Annotated in this window: 16 protein-coding genes; 9 read left to right on the top strand and 7 right to left on the bottom strand. The window is 63.1% G+C overall.

Annotated elements, in window-relative coordinates:
- Window positions 1-368 precede the first annotated feature (368 nt).
- Entirely contained in the window at window positions 369-1,301 is a 933-nt protein-coding gene (locus tag J2T57_RS21220; RefSeq protein ID WP_253485259.1) for a glutathione S-transferase family protein, read from the bottom strand.
- Between the two features lie 33 nt (window positions 1,302-1,334).
- Window positions 1,335-1,658 carry a YjiS-like domain-containing protein gene (locus J2T57_RS21215; RefSeq protein WP_253485258.1) on the bottom strand — a complete coding sequence of 108 codons (324 nt, stop codon included), beginning with the start codon at window positions 1,656-1,658 and terminating at the stop codon, window positions 1,335-1,337.
- Between the two features lie 152 nt (window positions 1,659-1,810).
- On the opposite strand from J2T57_RS21215, the gene J2T57_RS21210 reads away from it, so the two are divergent.
- Window positions 1,811-2,719, top strand: a complete 909-nt coding sequence (locus tag J2T57_RS21210; RefSeq protein ID WP_253485256.1) for a LysR substrate-binding domain-containing protein — start codon at window positions 1,811-1,813, stop codon at window positions 2,717-2,719.
- Between the two features lie 319 nt (window positions 2,720-3,038).
- Here J2T57_RS21210 and J2T57_RS21205 read toward each other — a convergent pair whose 3' ends face one another.
- Window positions 3,039-3,506, bottom strand: coding sequence for a universal stress protein (locus J2T57_RS21205; RefSeq protein WP_253485254.1), 468 nt, complete (start codon window positions 3,504-3,506; stop codon window positions 3,039-3,041).
- Window positions 3,507-3,697: 191 nt separating this feature from the next.
- Between J2T57_RS21205 and J2T57_RS21200 the strand changes: the two genes are divergently transcribed.
- Together J2T57_RS21200 and J2T57_RS21195 are read left to right on the top strand one after the other, a co-directional pair.
- A complete protein-coding gene (locus J2T57_RS21200) occupies window positions 3,698-4,768 on the top strand; it encodes a patatin-like phospholipase family protein (protein ID WP_253485252.1) in 1,071 nt (356 codons plus the stop codon).
- 3 nt (window positions 4,769-4,771) lie between these two features.
- Window positions 4,772-6,223, top strand: a complete 1,452-nt coding sequence (locus tag J2T57_RS21195; RefSeq protein ID WP_253485250.1) for a GntP family permease — start codon at window positions 4,772-4,774, stop codon at window positions 6,221-6,223.
- On the opposite strand, the gene J2T57_RS21190 is transcribed toward J2T57_RS21195, so the two are convergent.
- Window positions 6,220-8,181, bottom strand: a complete 1,962-nt coding sequence (locus J2T57_RS21190; RefSeq protein WP_253485248.1) for an enoyl-CoA hydratase-related protein — start codon at window positions 8,179-8,181, stop codon at window positions 6,220-6,222. The genes J2T57_RS21195 and J2T57_RS21190 overlap by 4 nt on opposite strands.
- A gap of 123 nt (window positions 8,182-8,304) precedes the next feature.
- Here J2T57_RS21190 and J2T57_RS21185 point away from each other — a divergent pair, with 123 nt between their 5' ends.
- A complete protein-coding gene (locus tag J2T57_RS21185; RefSeq protein ID WP_253485246.1) occupies window positions 8,305-9,120 on the top strand; it encodes a DUF2189 domain-containing protein in 816 nt (271 codons plus the stop codon).
- Window positions 9,121-9,201: 81 nt separating this feature from the next.
- Entirely contained in the window at window positions 9,202-9,978 is a 777-nt protein-coding gene (locus J2T57_RS21180; RefSeq protein ID WP_253485244.1) for an SDR family oxidoreductase, read from the top strand.
- 8 nt (window positions 9,979-9,986) lie between these two features.
- On the opposite strand, the gene J2T57_RS21175 is transcribed toward J2T57_RS21180, so the two are convergent.
- On the bottom strand, window positions 9,987-10,445 hold the full coding sequence (locus J2T57_RS21175) for a DUF3617 domain-containing protein (RefSeq protein WP_253485242.1): 459 nt from the start codon (window positions 10,443-10,445) through the stop codon (window positions 9,987-9,989).
- Between the two features lie 86 nt (window positions 10,446-10,531).
- On the bottom strand, window positions 10,532-11,149 hold the full coding sequence (locus tag J2T57_RS21170; protein ID WP_253485240.1) for a hypothetical protein: 618 nt from the start codon (window positions 11,147-11,149) through the stop codon (window positions 10,532-10,534).
- 86 nt (window positions 11,150-11,235) lie between these two features.
- Here J2T57_RS21170 and J2T57_RS21165 point away from each other — a divergent pair, with 86 nt between their 5' ends.
- From J2T57_RS21165 to J2T57_RS21155, 3 genes are all read left to right on the top strand, one after another.
- The gene (locus J2T57_RS21165; RefSeq protein ID WP_253485238.1) at window positions 11,236-12,246 is read left to right on the top strand and encodes an ABC transporter ATP-binding protein; all 1,011 of its coding nucleotides are present in this window, start codon (window positions 11,236-11,238) and stop codon (window positions 12,244-12,246) included.
- The gene (locus tag J2T57_RS21160) at window positions 12,243-13,004 is read left to right on the top strand and encodes an ABC transporter permease (RefSeq protein ID WP_253485236.1); all 762 of its coding nucleotides are present in this window, start codon (window positions 12,243-12,245) and stop codon (window positions 13,002-13,004) included. The genes J2T57_RS21165 and J2T57_RS21160 overlap by 4 nt, the downstream gene beginning before the upstream one ends.
- A gap of 143 nt (window positions 13,005-13,147) precedes the next feature.
- Entirely contained in the window at window positions 13,148-13,351 is a 204-nt protein-coding gene (locus tag J2T57_RS21155; protein WP_253485234.1) for a DUF3185 family protein, read from the top strand.
- A 57-nt stretch (window positions 13,352-13,408) separates the two neighbouring features.
- On the opposite strand, the gene J2T57_RS21150 is transcribed toward J2T57_RS21155, so the two are convergent.
- Complete coding sequence (locus tag J2T57_RS21150; protein WP_253485232.1) at window positions 13,409-13,981, bottom strand: OsmC family protein; 573 nt, start codon at window positions 13,979-13,981, stop codon at window positions 13,409-13,411.
- A 145-nt stretch (window positions 13,982-14,126) separates the two neighbouring features.
- Between J2T57_RS21150 and J2T57_RS21145 the strand changes: the two genes are divergently transcribed.
- Entirely contained in the window at window positions 14,127-15,170 is a 1,044-nt protein-coding gene (locus J2T57_RS21145) for a GlxA family transcriptional regulator (RefSeq protein ID WP_253485230.1), read from the top strand.
- Window positions 15,171-15,260: the final 90 nt, after the last annotated feature.

The following is a 15,260-nucleotide window of genomic DNA, read 5'->3' as shown; positions in this document are numbered from 1 at the left end:
TGATTACAATTGGCATCGCCAACACGGTAGCCTGAACAGAAAACCACCAATCAGCGTTCTCGGACTCTCCGGGGACAACCTATTGAGACTCCACAGCTAGGGAAGCGCTGAGGTATTCACGTCATCGCGTTACACACAGATTTTTCGTGATGCCAGGCGCGGCGCGCAGCGTCGTGGTGGTTCCACGGCCAAGCGGCGCAACAACGCAGCGCGGAAAATCTGTGCGTACCCCCCCGGGGCTCGGCCGGTTTTCGCCCGTGGCGTTGTCGCAAGCCACCGCAGGTAGAACCACTACCTGCGCCACCTTGCTTCTAGCCACGAACGAAAACCGGACTCGAGCGCGGCGGCGTCAATACTTCAGCGCTTCCCTAGCCAGCCACCGGAGACACCCGGTAGCCAACCCGCGGGAAGTGCACCACCACCCGGCCGCAGGACGCATCGTCCCGCAGCAGGGCGATTCGATCCCGTGTAACCAGCAGCACTTCTCCATTCACTGTCGGGTCGCCGCTGTCGGTCACCGGTGCGATGCTCACCCGCATACCCGGCTCGATTGCCTGGGGATCCAGTGGATCGCTTCCCCGCTCGGTGGTTGGCTCGGTGGAGGCGGCGGCAGCCAGGGCATCCGCCGTCGTCATGTCCGTGGCGGAGCCATGGCCCAGGGCCTCCATGCGACCGATCCACGCCTGCAGCTGGGGGAACTCGCCGAAGATCTCCTCCGCCCGTGGATGCCTGGTGCGCACGAACCAGATAATGGTCCACAACTGCAAGTCGGCGAGACTCGCATGCTTACCCATCAGATACGGTGCGCCGCCAGCGAGGGCGGATTCAAGCCAGCCGAGCTGGGCGCGGAACTGGGCCAGGGTATGGGGAAGTTGCTCGAGCTCATGCTGGAAATCGCCATCCGGTCCCAGGTACAGACGCGCCCGGTCCTGCACGACTGCTGGCGGCATCTTGTCCATCGCCGAGGCCACGGAGATGCGAACGGCCAGATCAAACATCTGGGTTTCGGACCAACGGGCGATGGCAAGGGCCAGTCCCGCCGAACCCGCCGGGAACAGCGTCGGCTCCGGGTGACGGCGCTCGAGTTCGTCGAGGATGCAGGCGGTATCGCAATAGATGTCGCTGCCGATCTGCATGACCGGAATACGGCGGTAACCGCCGGTCATGGCGAACAGTTCGGGCCTATCCGGCAGCCGGTTCTCCTCCACCGAATGCCAGGCCAGTTGCTTGAGCCCCAGCGCGGTGCGAACCTTCTCCGCCACCGGGCTGGGGGGGTAGTGATGCAGGATGATCTCGGCCATTGGACTGTCTCCTCCGTTCCAGGGAGACACAGTCTATCCGCCCTGACGCCGACGCGCCGCCTGACGTTCGGCGGCCAGTATCTCGGCCGCATTCTGCCGCAACGGCAGCCGGGCACCGCGCTCCACATCCTCTCGCCGCAGGCCGATATCCCGCAGCAAACGATCGTCCAGATCCCGCAGGGCCAGGAACCGCCGGCGCCGACGCCACGCCACCCACAGCTCGCGCAACGCTGTCATCAACCCCGTCACCAGCCCAGTGGGCCAACTCGCCGGCATATAGAAATCCGGCGTGGCGGGCCGGCCACGGCCGGTCTGGATGGTCCGCTTGATCTGTTCATACTGCTGCTGATTGGACATGGGAGTCTCCCTCCGTCTGGCCGACAGGGCTTGTCGGCATGGCGGGTCGACACACCGTGTTTCGACCCTGGAGAGCAGATTGCATCGGAAGAATTGATCAATCCAACGAAAAGAACTACATTGATTGTTAAGAATTTCTGAAAGGTATCCCCATGAACCAGACAGCACAGCCCGACCCGGTGCCTCAACCCCTGCCCTTGCTGGAGACGGATGTGCTCCGCACCTTCGTCGCCATTGCCGAGTGCGGCAGCTTCACCCGCGCAGCACGACAGGTCTTCCGAACCCCCTCGGCCCTGAGCATGCAGATCAAGCGGCTTGAGGAGACCCTGGGGCAACCCCTGTTTCTGCGGGAACCCAGGTTGGTGCGGCTTACCGCGGAGGGTGAAGCCCTGCTGGGATACGCCCGCCGGCTACTCAAGCTCAACGAGGAAGCAGTCACCCAGTTTCTCGCTCCGCCCCTGGCCGGCACCGTCCGCTTTGGTACGCCCGACGATGTTGGCACGCGGGTGCTTCCCGGTGTCCTGGCGCGGTTTGCCCGAAGCCACCCGGCGGCGCAGGTGAATGTCAGTGTCGGCGGGACCCTCGATATCATTCGTCGACTGGATCTGGACGAACTGGATCTCGCACTGGTGACCGGCGGTAACGACGGTCAGGACCAGGGGCGCGGAGAAGTCGTGGATACGGAAAGCCTGGTCTGGGCAGGTCGCGAGGGCGGCATAGCCGCGCGGCGCACGCCCTTGCCCCTTGCCCTGGCAAGCCAGGGCTGCGCCTGGCGGACCAAGGCCCTCGCCGCACTGGACGCAGCCGGCGTGGGCTACCGCGTTGCCTACTCCAGCGAGAACTGCGCCGGGCAGGAAGCGGCGATGATTGCGGACCTGGCCGTTGCGCCTTTTCCGTTGAGCCTGATCCGTCCGCCATTGCGGCGACTCGGGCCAGACACCGGCCTGCCGCCACTGGGTGACTACCAGGTGTTGCTGGTACGCAATCCGAAGCGCAGCCCGGTGGCGGATGCACTGGCGGAATACGTGATCGAGGAGTTGCGTCTGGCTCGGGGTGGGTGAGGCGGAATAGGTTGTGGCGGACAGTACCAACGCCTGAATGGTGCGTTACGCGCTGCGCGCTAACGCACCCTTTGGCGGGCATGGCGCCATAGCACTCGTAGGGTGCGTTAGGCCAAAGGCCGTAACGCACCACAACAGCGCTGGCAAAGGCACCCGCAAGCCAATGGCACGAACGGAGGGCGGGTGCGCCGCCCAGAGACCGTCAGCGACAGGGATGTCGCTGTCGAGCCCCCGTGGATGGGTTCACGGCGTGTCTCTGGACGGCGTACCCGCCCTCCGTTCCACGACAACATCCGACTTAGAAATCGGACACCATCAATCAGCGCACGACCAGGACCGGGCAGTTCGCATGATGCATCACCCGCTGGGTGGTGCTGCCCACGAGCAACTCCCGGAACCGCGACAACCCCCGCCGACCGATGATGATCATGGCGGACTGCTCGCCGGCCGCGTGCTCGATGATGGCGTCACCGGCCTCACCGCGGATGATCTTCTCCTCCACGCTGATACCGGTTTCCCCCATTGCCTTGCGCGCGGCACCGAAGGCGGCCTGCGCGGTCTCATCACGCAGCCGCTCGAAGGCCTCGGGGGAGAAATGGGCGAGTTCCCTGGGGTTAGGCATTTCCGTGGGCACCCCGAACATATCCTGGGGGGTCTTGGCGAAAGCGAACAAGAGACGGACCCTGCAACCGAGTTTCTCGGCCAGGTTCGTCGCGTACGCGGCGGCCTTCGACGCGTTCGTCGAACCGTCAACGGGCACTAACAGAATGTCGGGTAACTGTGCCATGGGGCTCTCCTGTGCTCTAGGCTGCTGGATAATGCCTACGTTCTATCGCATGCAGAACCGTGCAGGCTTGATCCACATCATTCTTGAGCGGAACGACAATGCGACGCTGGCCGCACAGACGATCAGACATCTGATGTGGACACTGGTCTCGCGCTGTGATGCAGTGCATCAATTCTTGTTCGGAGGAAAAGATGGCAAAAGGCGCACACAAGCGTATCGATCTTGCACTGCAGGGCGGTGGCGCCCATGGGGCGCTGACCTGGGGGGTGCTGCATCGCATTCTCGAAGACGAGCGAATAGAGATTGACGGGATCAGTGGCACCAGCGCCGGCGCGATGAACGGCGTCATGGTTGCCGACGGGCTGCAGCGAAATGGTCGGGACGGGGCCCGGGAAGCCCTGCAGACTTTCTGGAAAGCGGTGAGCGATGCGGCGCGGTTCTCGCCCATACAGCGCAGCCCCTGGGACCGGCTGACCGGCAACTACAGCCTCGATCACTCCCCGAGCTACCTCTTTTTCGAGAGCCTCACCCAGCTTGTGCCGCCGGCGAAGCTGAACCCGCTGGGCATCAACCCCTTGCGGGATCTGGTGGCGGACCAGGTGGATTTCGAGCGGGTCAACGCCTGCCGCAAGGTCAAGGTCTACGTCACCGCAACCAATGTGCGTACCGGCCGCCCACACATCTTCCGACAACCGGATCTGTCGGCGGATACGGTGATGGCGTCAGCCTGCCTGCCGTTCATGTTCGACGCCGTTGTCATCGACGGCGAGGCGTACTGGGATGGCGGCTACAGTGGTAATCCGGCACTTTATCCACTGGTGGACGACCAGGGCTGTCGCGATCTGGTGGTGGTGCAGATCAACCCCCTGGTACGCAGGCAGCTACCCGGCACGGCCCGGGAGATCCTCAACCGGCTCAACGAGATCACGTTCAACTCCAGCCTCATCAAGGAACTGCGCTCCATCCAGCTGCTGCATCAGCTCATCGACGCCGAGGGGCTGGAACTGGAGCGGTACCGCGCCATGCGCCTGCACCTGATCCATGCCGAGCATGAGATCGAACAACTCAGCGCCTCAAGCAAACTCAACGCGGAATGGAGCTTCCTGACGCGGCTGCGCGACCAGGGCTATCGCTGGGCGAGTGACTGGCTGGACAAGCACTTTGACGACATCGGCGAGCGCTCGACCTTTGATCTGGATGAACTCTTCGAGGACGCGTTTCGCCCCATCCGTGAGGCAAAGAAACCCAGGGATCAGGACTGACCAATGACCGGCATCATCGCCATACTCATCGCACTGGCGCTGCTCATCTATCTGGCCTACCGCGGCCTGAGCCTGCTGATACTCGCGCCGGCGCTGGCCGCCCTGGTTGCGCTGGTGTCGGTGGAAGCACCGCTGTTCGCCAGTTACACCCAGGTATTCATGGGTTCGGCGGGCGACTTCATCGTGCGCTTTTTCCCACTGTTTCTGCTGGGTGCAATCTTCGGCAAGCTCATGGAAGACTCCGGCTGCGCCGACGTGCTTGCCCAGGCCATTGTCGCGCGTCTTGGCGACGCAAAGGCCGTGCTTGCGGTGGTGCTTTCCTGCGGGGTGATGACCTATGGCGGGGTGTCCCTGTTCGTGGTGGCGTTCGCCGTCTACCCCATCGCCGCTGCGCTGTTCCGTCAGGCCGATCTGCCCAAGCGGCTGATCCCGGGCACCATTGCGCTGGGGGCCTTCACCTTCACCATGACGGCCCTGCCCGGCACACCGGCCATCCAGAACGCCATTCCCATGCCCTACTTCGGCACCTCGGCCTTTGCCGCACCCGGACTCGGCATCCTCACTGGACTGGTCATGCTGATCCTGGGGCAGGCGTGGCTCAATTACCGGGTGAAGCAGGCAAAGTCAGCCGGCGAAGGCTACGGCGATCATCCCGACGACGCGCCCCAGGTGGACAAGGACTTGCGCGAGCGTTCCTCCGGCGAAGGCTTCGATCTCATGGAGCTACCCACCGAGGAGACGCCCCGGGATCGCCCGCCGCTGGCACTGGCCGTACTGCCCATTGTGCTGGTCATTGCGCTCAACCTGTTGTTCACGGCAGTGATCATTCCCGCCATGGACACCGACTACCTGGCCGAACCCCAGTATGGCGCCACCAGCATCGATTCACTGCGCGGTGTGTGGTCGATCATCGGTGCCCTGGTGATTTCCATCCTGGTGCTGGTCTTCACCAACCTCAAGCGCCTGCCCAGGCTAACGGGCACCCTGGACAGCGGCGCCAACGCCTCGGTGCTGCCCATCTTCAACACGGCAAGCCTGGTCGGTTTTGGCTCGGTGGTGGCCTCGCTGGCGGCCTTTGACACCATCAGCGGCTGGGTCACCGGCATGGGTGGCGACAACCCGCTGATCTCCCTGGCTATCGCCGTCAACCTGCTGGCCGGCATGACGGGCTCTGCCTCCGGCGGAATGAGCATCGCGCTCTCCACCCTGGGGGATACCTATCTCGCCATGGGGCAGGCAGCGGGGATATCGCCTGAGCTGATGCATCGGGTTACGGCGGTGGCCACCGGCGGGCTTGATGCCCTGCCCCACAATGGCGCTGTCATCACGCTGCTGTCGATTTGCGGGCTTACCCACCGGCAGGCCTATCTGGATATCGCGGTGGTGGCGATGCTGGTGCCCATCATCGCCCTGGTTTTCCTGATTACCGTGGGGACCGTGTTCGGCACGTTCTAGTCGTCTTTGCTCCCTTGCTGGTGCTGCCGTGCCCAGTTCAGCGGCCCACCGGTGTAGCCGGGTACGCCCGCGGCAAGGGTGGCGACCACGTCGATGAGGTCATCTTCCGCGACCAGGCCCGCCGCGCTGCAGGCCAGAGCCTGTTCGCGTAGCGTCGCCATCAGCAAGTCGGCAATTTCGGGAAATCGCGAGCGGCCCTGGGGTGGACTTGCGGTCACCCGTTTGCTGCCACGCCAGTCATGGAAGCCGTGACCAGTGCGCTGACCGAGATGCCCGGCATCCACCAGGTCGCGCAATTGCGCCGGCACCTCTTTTTCGAGTTGCTCCGCCAGCGCCACGGAGGTATCGAGGCCGATCCAGTCCGCGAGCTCCAGCGGCCCGAGGGTCATGCCGGCATAGCGTCCCGCACCATCAACCAGCTCCCGGTCCGAACGGCTGTAGAGCGCCGCCCCAGCCAGCACATAGGGCAGCAACAGGCGATGCAGCAGGCCGCCGGGGCAATCCTTCACATACAGCGGCATGCGGTCCAGCGCCGCCACCAGCGCGGCTGCGGTTCGAGCGGCAGCGTCGCCGCCGTCCGCCGCCACTGCGACCTCAACCACCGGCCCGATGCCGGCACCAGTCAGCTCGCGGATCATGCGCAGGCCCACCAGCCGCGTGGGATGGACGAGCTGGCCTGCCAGCGAGGCCAGGGGCACGGTGGACGTGGTGGAGGCGATGACCGCCTCCGGGCCCAGCTTTCCTTCGAGTTCCTCGAACAGCGCGCGCTTCAGGTCGGCATTCTCGTCGATTGCCTCGACAACCAGATCCACCGATGCGAGATCATCCGGTTCTCCGGCGAGAAATGGCTCACCTACGCTTTCCGCCTCCCCGTCTGCCACGTTGGATGGCTGCACGCCGAGGAGTCTGGTGCGCAAGGCGTCGAGCCGATCAGACAGCAGATCCTGCACCGACACGCGAAAACCGTTGGCAACCAACAGGGACACCAGCTCCGAGCCCAGAGCGCCAGCGCCGATCACATGAACGCGCCCCGGAATGGTTGCCTCGATCCTGCGACTCTCGGCCATGTAACGGTCGGTCATGGCATAGAGTCGGATGCGATTGCGGGCAGGCGGCTGGCTCAGCAGGCGCAGCACCGAGGAGCGCTCGGCGCGCAGCCGCCGATGCAGACTGCCGCCGCCGTGGTCCCGCCAGAGCGTACGCAGGGCGTCAGCGCCAACACGGGCCTCCGGTGCGGTGTCGCCCAGATCATCCGCCTGGCGAATACGATCGAGTAGCCACCAGACCGGGCGGGTGGAGAGCAGTTTCTGCGTCCCCTTTGGACGATGCGGTCCGGGGTCGCTCTGCAGCAGGCTACGAGCCGCGGCGTCCAGCTCCTCACCGGCATGCACGCCATCTACCAGCCCCATCTGGCGTGCTTCCTCCGGCGTGACCACCCGACCGGTCTCCATGACGGCCAACGCCGGAGTGCCCCCGATCAGATCAGCCAGTCGCGCCGAACCGCCGAATCCGCAATGCTGGTCCAGCATGACGTCGGGCAGACACAGTGCCGTGCTCGCTGCATCTGCCGCCAGGCGATAGCGGCAGGCAATGGCCAGTTCCAGCCCCACCCCACGGCAGCTCCCATGCAGTAACGCCACCGTTGGCACTGGCAGAGCGGCAATCCGGCAGGTCAACGCCTGGCCTCGGCGGATGTAGGTGGCCGCATAGGCAGGGTCAAGCATACGCTCAAGCTCGGCGGAATCCGCACCCACGGCAAAGCCGGTGTTCTTGGTCGAACGCAGAATCAGCCCCACCAGCCCCTCACGCGCCTGCAGTTCGTCCAGAGCGCCATGCAGGGCGTTGATCAGCGCCAGAGAAAAGTTGTTGGAGTTTGTCCCGGGAATGTCCAGCGTAAGCGTGGCGATGCCATCATCACCGTGCTCGGGCACGTGGACGGCAGTCGTTGTTTCACTCAAATCGTTGCCTCCTTGATATACGTCATGACCGTAACACCCTCTTCCGCTGTATCACACACGCTTATGGTCAATAATTCTGGATAGCGGCATGCCAAGCATGCCGATGGGAGAAGGGGCGGGAACATGGCAGGCAGTGTTGCGGCAAAGCTCGATCTGGGGGCGGATCATCCGGTCATAATCCATCGCGTGAGCATGGAAGAGCCGTGGCGCTGGCTAGCGGCTGGCTGGCGGGATATCGGCCGCTGCCCGGGCGTAAGCGTGGGCTACGGCCTGATCTGGGTGGTGCTGAGCCTGATGCTTGTCGGCGGCTTGTGGCTGATCGACCAGGGGTCCTGGCTGCTGCCGCTCATTGCCGGCTTCATGCTCATGGGTCCCCTGGTGGCCGTGGGCAATTACGAAATCAGCCGCCGCCTGCAGCAAGGCATGGAGGTTAGCCTGCCGCCCGTGCTGCTCGCCTGGCGCAGCAACCCCACCCAGATCGCACTCATGGGCGTGCTGCTCATGGTCTTTCTGCTGGCATGGATACGTTTCGCGACAATCCTGTTCGCGCTGTTCTTCGGCGTTCATATCCCGACGGTGGAAACCACGACCATCTACACCGATCTGCTGCTGTCCGGCACTGGCGTTTCCCTGGTTCTCACCGGCACCGTGATCGGCGCCATACTGGCCTTCGTTGCCTTTGCCCTCAGCGTGGTGTCCATTCCCCGTCTGCTGGATCAGCCCAACACCAGCGTGCTTGAGGCGGTAATCACCAGCCTCGCCGTGGTACAGCAGAATTTCAAACCCATGCTGCTCTGGGGCTTCTTGCTGAGCGTGGTGACATTTGCCGGCCTCGCCGTCGGTTTCGTCGGACTTGCTGTCGCCCTCCCCCTGCTGGGCCATGCCAGCTGGCATGCCTATCGGGATCTGGTCTCCGAAGGGACCCGCGAACCCAAGTGACCGCGGACAGGCTTGCACCCTGCGCCCCGTTGTGGAAGCTTTGCCGGACTTCGGCTCTTCCAGCAACGAGGATGCGACTGCATGGATCTACAACTGTCCGATCGGCTTTTCATCGTCTGCGGCGCATCCGATGGCCTTGGGCGTGGCATCTGTCAGGCGCTGCTGGCGGAAGGCGCACGGGTGCTGGCAGTGGGTCGCAGCCCGGAGAAGCTGGCCGCACTGGCCGGTGACTCCAGTGATCGCTGCCAGACCCTTGCCCTCGACCTGACCGCAGATGATGGCCCGGCCCAGGTATTGGCAGCGTTGGCCGGAAAGGCCCCCAGCGGGGTCGTGCTCAACGCCGGCGGGCCACCGGTGGGACTGGCGGCGGAGACCACCGGGGCTGAATGGGACGCAGCCTACCGATTGGTCTTTCGCTGGAAGGCTGAACTGGTGACCGGGCTACTGCCGGCTATGCGCAAGGCAACACCCGGCCGCATCCTTTTCGTCGAGAGTCAGGGCGTCAAGCAACCGATTCCGGGCCTCGCCCAGAGCAATGCCATGCGCAGCGCCGTGGTGGGCTATGCAAAAACCCTGTCCCAGGAACTGGCAACCACGGGAATCACTGTCAACGTGCTCGCACCCGGAGCACACGACACTGCAGCACTTGAGCGGGTGACCCAGGCGCGACAACAGGCCTGGGAACTTGATCGGGATGCCACCCGGGAGCGGATGCAGGCAGCGATCCCCGTCGGCCGTTTCGGCGCGGCAGAGGAATTCGGCTGCCTGGCCGCCTGGCTACTCTCCCCCCACAGTGGCTATATCACCGGACAGGTGATCAGCCACGATGGAGGGAATATCCAGGGGCTGTTTGGCTAGGGAGACCGTCAGCAGCTGTCGCCGACGCGCTCACCCTCGAAATCCATCCGCAACTTCATGTCACCCATGGGCGTGTTGATATCGCCGGTCATGACGCCTTCGATGCGGTCGCCCATGAGGTCCATGCTGTATTCGGTGTCGAAGGTAGAGCCATCGCCGGCATCGCAGGCCATGGTGTAGGTCACCCGATTACTGCTGATGTTGCTGTCCAGCACTTCACAGCCGTCGCCCATGTCATCCATGTCGAATAGCGGCCCCTGATCGATGTCTTCCTGGGTCAGGCATTCGGTTTCCTGGGAGCGTTGCTCAGGCATGTCCATGGGGCCTTCGGTGGACATCACCGTCCGGAACTCCCAGAGACCGGGGTTCACGTTGAGGTCCGATGCAGCCGCCGTCCCCACCAGCATGCCGGCAGCCATGATCGCCGCGACACCCACACCCGGTATTTTCTTTCCTAATGTGCTCATGATGAGCCTCCCTGTTATACGTTCTCGACCTTCCATCTCAGTCGAGTTTTCCCCGGGTGTCCAGCGACAATTGTCTTGCACCGACCTCATTGCAGGACCACTTCGCGCCGCCCAAGCCGCCTGACGAACAGCGCCAAGCCGTGTCCAGGCCAGAACAGCAACGCCGGATAGAGCACCATCATTACCAGGACGAACACCGGCTCCGGGAACCAGACCTGTTCCACACCCAGGGGCTCATTGAGCCAGTTGATGTTGCGATCCGCTTCGGTAAGCAGCCAGGTCAGGGGCAGAATGACCACGGCAAAACCGGTCTGCAGCCAGGGGCCACGGCGGTCATAACCCACATGGGCGATCAGCCAGACCAGCATCAGCGGCAAGCCGATGTGATACAGCGAGGTCGCGCGCGCCAGCAGCGGATTCTCGGGGTTGAACATGTAGCCGGTGAAGTTCGCCCACTCTCCACCACTGGCGAGCCCCAGCAGAAAGTCTGGCGTCCAGATCAGGCCGACCAGCAATACGGTACCCACCTGGCTGGACAAAAGCAGGCGGTTACCGGTCCACAGAGCATAGAGAATGACGAACTGGGCCAGATTACACATCCAGAGGAAGTTCTGGGGCCCGTAGCTCCACAGAATCACGGGTATCCAGAACAGCATCCAGATAGAGAAACCGATCGCTGCGAGGGTGACTTTTCGTGACTGCACAGGATTCCTCCATCGTCGCCGTGCGCATCTGCCGCCAAACCACTACACTGCCGTTCCAGTCACTCGCTGTCGATGGATGCACCCCCGTGAACGAACAGACCGGCCTTGCCTTCGAGCGCCACGACTCACCCGTTGAGACTTCATCAGTCCGCGAACGTGCCTCTGCGGTCGCCGCGCCCGCCCTGTCCGTCAGTGGCCTTTGCAAGACCTATGATTCCGGCCATATCGCGCTTAAGGACATCAACCTGGAGATCAGCAAGGGCGAGATCTTTGCCTTGCTGGGACCCAACGGAGCAGGCAAGACGACGCTGATCAGCGTGATCTGCGGCATTGTCAACGCCAGTAGCGGGACCGTCACCGCTGCCGGTTTCGATGTGGTGAAGGATTATCGCTCCGCCCGGTCCATCATCGGCCTGGTGCCCCAGGAGATCACCCGGGATGCGTTCGAGACGGTGTGGGGCACAATCAGCTTCAGCCGGGGTTTGTTTGGCAAACCACCAAACGACGTCTATCTGGAGCAGGTACTCCGTGACCTGTCACTGTGGGAGAAGCGCAACAGCCAGATGATCACCCTGTCGGGTGGCATGAAGCGGCGGGTGCTGATCGCCAAGGCCCTGTCCCACGAGCCGGACATCCTGTTCCTGGATGAGCCCACCGCCGGGGTGGACGTGGAACTGCGGCGGGACATGTGGAACCTGGTGCGGTCACTGCGGGATCGTGGGGTCACCATCATCCTCACCACCCACTACATCGAGGAAGCCGAGGAGATGGCCGACCGTATCGGCGTTATCCACCGCGGCGAACTGGTGCTGGTGGAAGAAAAGCAGGAGCTCATGCGGAAGCTCGGCAGCAAGCAACTGACGCTGCAACTCGCCGAGCCGTTATCGGTCATACCCGAATCGCTGACGCAGCACAGTCTGGAACTCGCAGCGGACGGCCACGAACTCGTCTACAGCTACGACGGCCAGAGTGACCAGACCGGCATCGACGCCCTGCTCACTGATCTCACCGCCGCCGGCATCCGCTTCCGCGACCTGCGCACGAGACAGAGTTCGCTGGAAGATATCTTCGTCAGCCTTGTTCAGGATCGCTCATGAACCTGCATGCAGTACGCGCCATTTATCGCTTCGAGATGGCACGCACCAGGCGCACCATGCTGCAAAGCGTGGTCTCCCCGGTGATCTCGACATCACTCTATTTCGTGGTATTCGGCGCCGCCATCGGTTCGCGTATCACCGAGGTGGATGGGGTTTCCTACGGCGCTTTCATCGTGCCCGGGCTGATCATGCTGATGCTACTCACCCAGAGCGTGTCCAACGCTTCGTTCGGCATCTATTTTCCGAAATTCACGGGAACGATCTACGAGTTGCTGTCGGCCCCCGTCTCGTCGTTCGAGATCGTGCTCGGCTATGTCGGCGCAGCAGTGACCAAGGCAGTGGTCCTCGGGCTCATCATTCTTGCGACGGCGGGCCTGTTCGTGCCACTGGAGATCGCACATCCTTTCTGGATGCTGCTGTTTCTGCTGCTGACCGCCATCACCTTCAGCCTGCTCGGTTTTCTGATCGGGATCTGGGCGGACGGCTTCGAGAAGCTGCAGCTCGTGCCCCTGCTCATCATCACGCCGCTGACTTTCCTTGGCGGCACCTTCTACTCGGTGAACATGCTGCCGCCGGTGTGGCAGACGGTGACACTGTTCAATCCCGTGCTCTATCTGGTGAGCGGCTTTCGCTGGAGCTTCTACGGCATTGCCGACGTCAGCCTGCTGGCCAGCTTCTCGATGATTCTGCTGTTTCTTGGCACGTGCCTGCTACTGATCTGGTGGATTTTCCGCACCGGCTACAAGCTCAAGGCATAGGGAAGCGCTGAAGTATTCACGCCGTTGCGCTCGGCGCCATGCCCGTTTCGGGTTTGCGTATGTGCGCCAGGGAGCAGACGGCGATCGCCATCGCGGCAATCCTGACTATGCTTGGCCTACCATGAGCCGCGAGGAGTAACCGTATGTCGGCACAACAGATTATGGGCATCATCCTTCTGGTCGTTGGCGTGATCCTGCTCTTTGCAGGCTGGCAGGCAAGCCAGTCCGTGGGCGAGCAACTTCACGAAACCATGATGGGCCGATTCACCGACAGCACCATGTGGTACCTCATCGGTGGTATCGGCGCGGCGGTGGGCGGAGTCCTGTTGCTGGTCGTCCGACGCTAGGCTGGCAGCGAGCCAGTACACCCCGCCACGGCCTGGCCATGGCGGGGTGTGTCGACGTCAGGCCCGACAGAAGCGCACCTCCACGGGCAAGGAACGGGAGACCATGTCGTATACCGGCGAGTAGCGCACCAGCTCCGCAAGAGCCTCGGGTTCGGCATCACAATCCACGGTCATGCGGACCCGGATCACCTGGTAACCCCGGCGTACCTCATCCGACAGGCCGAGAAAACCCCGCAAGTCCAGATCGCCCTCCAGGGCCGAATGCATGCCGCGAATGGCGATTCCGCGAGCCGCGGCGTGATAGATCACCGTCGTCGTCATGCAGGCTGCCAGAGCGTGAAGTACGTACTCCACCGGATTCGCTCCCTGGTCGCTGCCAAGCAGCACCTCCGGTTCGTCGGCATCCATGATGAACGGGCGATTGCGGCTTGTGTCCTCCTGGCCACAACTACGGAACGACTGGATGGTGGATCGGTTGTGGCCACCATCCATCCAGCGGTTTGTCGCTCGGAACTGGGAATCCGCCAGTGTGGTATTCGCCTTCACGGCGTTGATGGTGTCGAACAGTGCGTTCACGTCGACGCCATTGACGTTATTGCGGTGCACTGCGTTGTCAGTCTGCGTGTTCATGCTGATCATCCTCGTTAGTTGGTTTCATCGTCTAGGCAGGGCCGTGTGACGATGGCTGTAGTCTGGAATCAGGACGAATCTGGCAAAAGCTGTCAGGAGGCCGGGAACGGTCCTTCCGGGCCACTTTTCGCGGACGGATGACACCATGGCGAGCGTCCACCGGCAGCGGGTGAGGGCCTTGCTCGTCGCCGTGCCGGAAACGGCCGGATCGGCACTCTATGGGATGGTGGACGTGCTCTCCGCCGCGGGCACGCTCTGGCACGAATTGACAGGCGGCCAGGGCCAGCGCCTGTTCAGTGTTGAGATCATTGCCACCGAACGAACAGCCTTCGCCTGCGGTAATGGCATCCCTGTGACACCGGCCCATGCCATCGCCGATGACCCGCCGGCGGACCTGATCATCATTCCCGAGATCTGGCTCGGGCCGAACGAAAGCCTTGCCGAACGGCATCCAAGGCTGGTTCGATGGATTCGCGACAAGCATCGGGCAGGCGCCACGCTGCATTCAGCCTGCTCCGGCGCAATCCTGCTGGCGGAGACCGGCCTGCTGGACAACTGCGAGGCAACATCACATTGGGGTTATCGGGATCTGTTCCGGACCCAATACCCCCGCGTGCGGTTCCGCCCCGAGCCCAGTCTTGCTTTCGCCGACCCCGCCGGTCGCATCGTCACCGCCGGCGGCACAACCTCGTGGCATGACCTGGCACTCCACATCATCGCCCGCCACGGCAGCCCGGCGGAGGCACTGCATATTGCCCGCGTCTACCTGTTGAAATGGCATGCGGAGGGGCAGTTGCCTTATACCGCGCTGGTCCGGCGCATTCCCCATGGCGATGCGGTGGTTCGCCGCTGCGAGGACTGGCTGCAGAATCACTACCAGGATGGTGACGCCGTGAGTGCGATGTTTGCGCAATCCGGCATTCCGGAGCGCACTTTGAAGCGGCGCTTTCTTGCAGCCACGGGTTGCTCGGTCACCGACCGGCTGCAGGACATCCGCATCGAGCGGGCCAAGCGCCTGCTTGAGCAATCCGGACTCCCTGTAGAGCAGATCGCCAGCGACGTGGGGTACAGCGATACCTCGTTTTTTCGCCGCTTGTTCCGGCGCCGGGTGGGGCTTACTCCGGGTAACTATCGGAGAATGTTCAGTCTTCCCGTCCCCGATACCGAAAGACAGCCGGAATCAGCCTGACATGACATTGCGATGTTGCAATGCACCAATTCCTTTGCTATGCTGCAACGCAACAAGGTTGGAGAACGGTTCCACACCTTGGTCGATTTT

Source organism: Natronocella acetinitrilica, from assembly GCF_024170285.1.
In the GTDB taxonomy this organism is placed as follows: Bacteria; Pseudomonadota; Gammaproteobacteria; order Nitrococcales; family Aquisalimonadaceae; genus Natronocella; species Natronocella acetinitrilica.
This window is presented reverse-complemented; position numbering and strand designations above follow the sequence as displayed.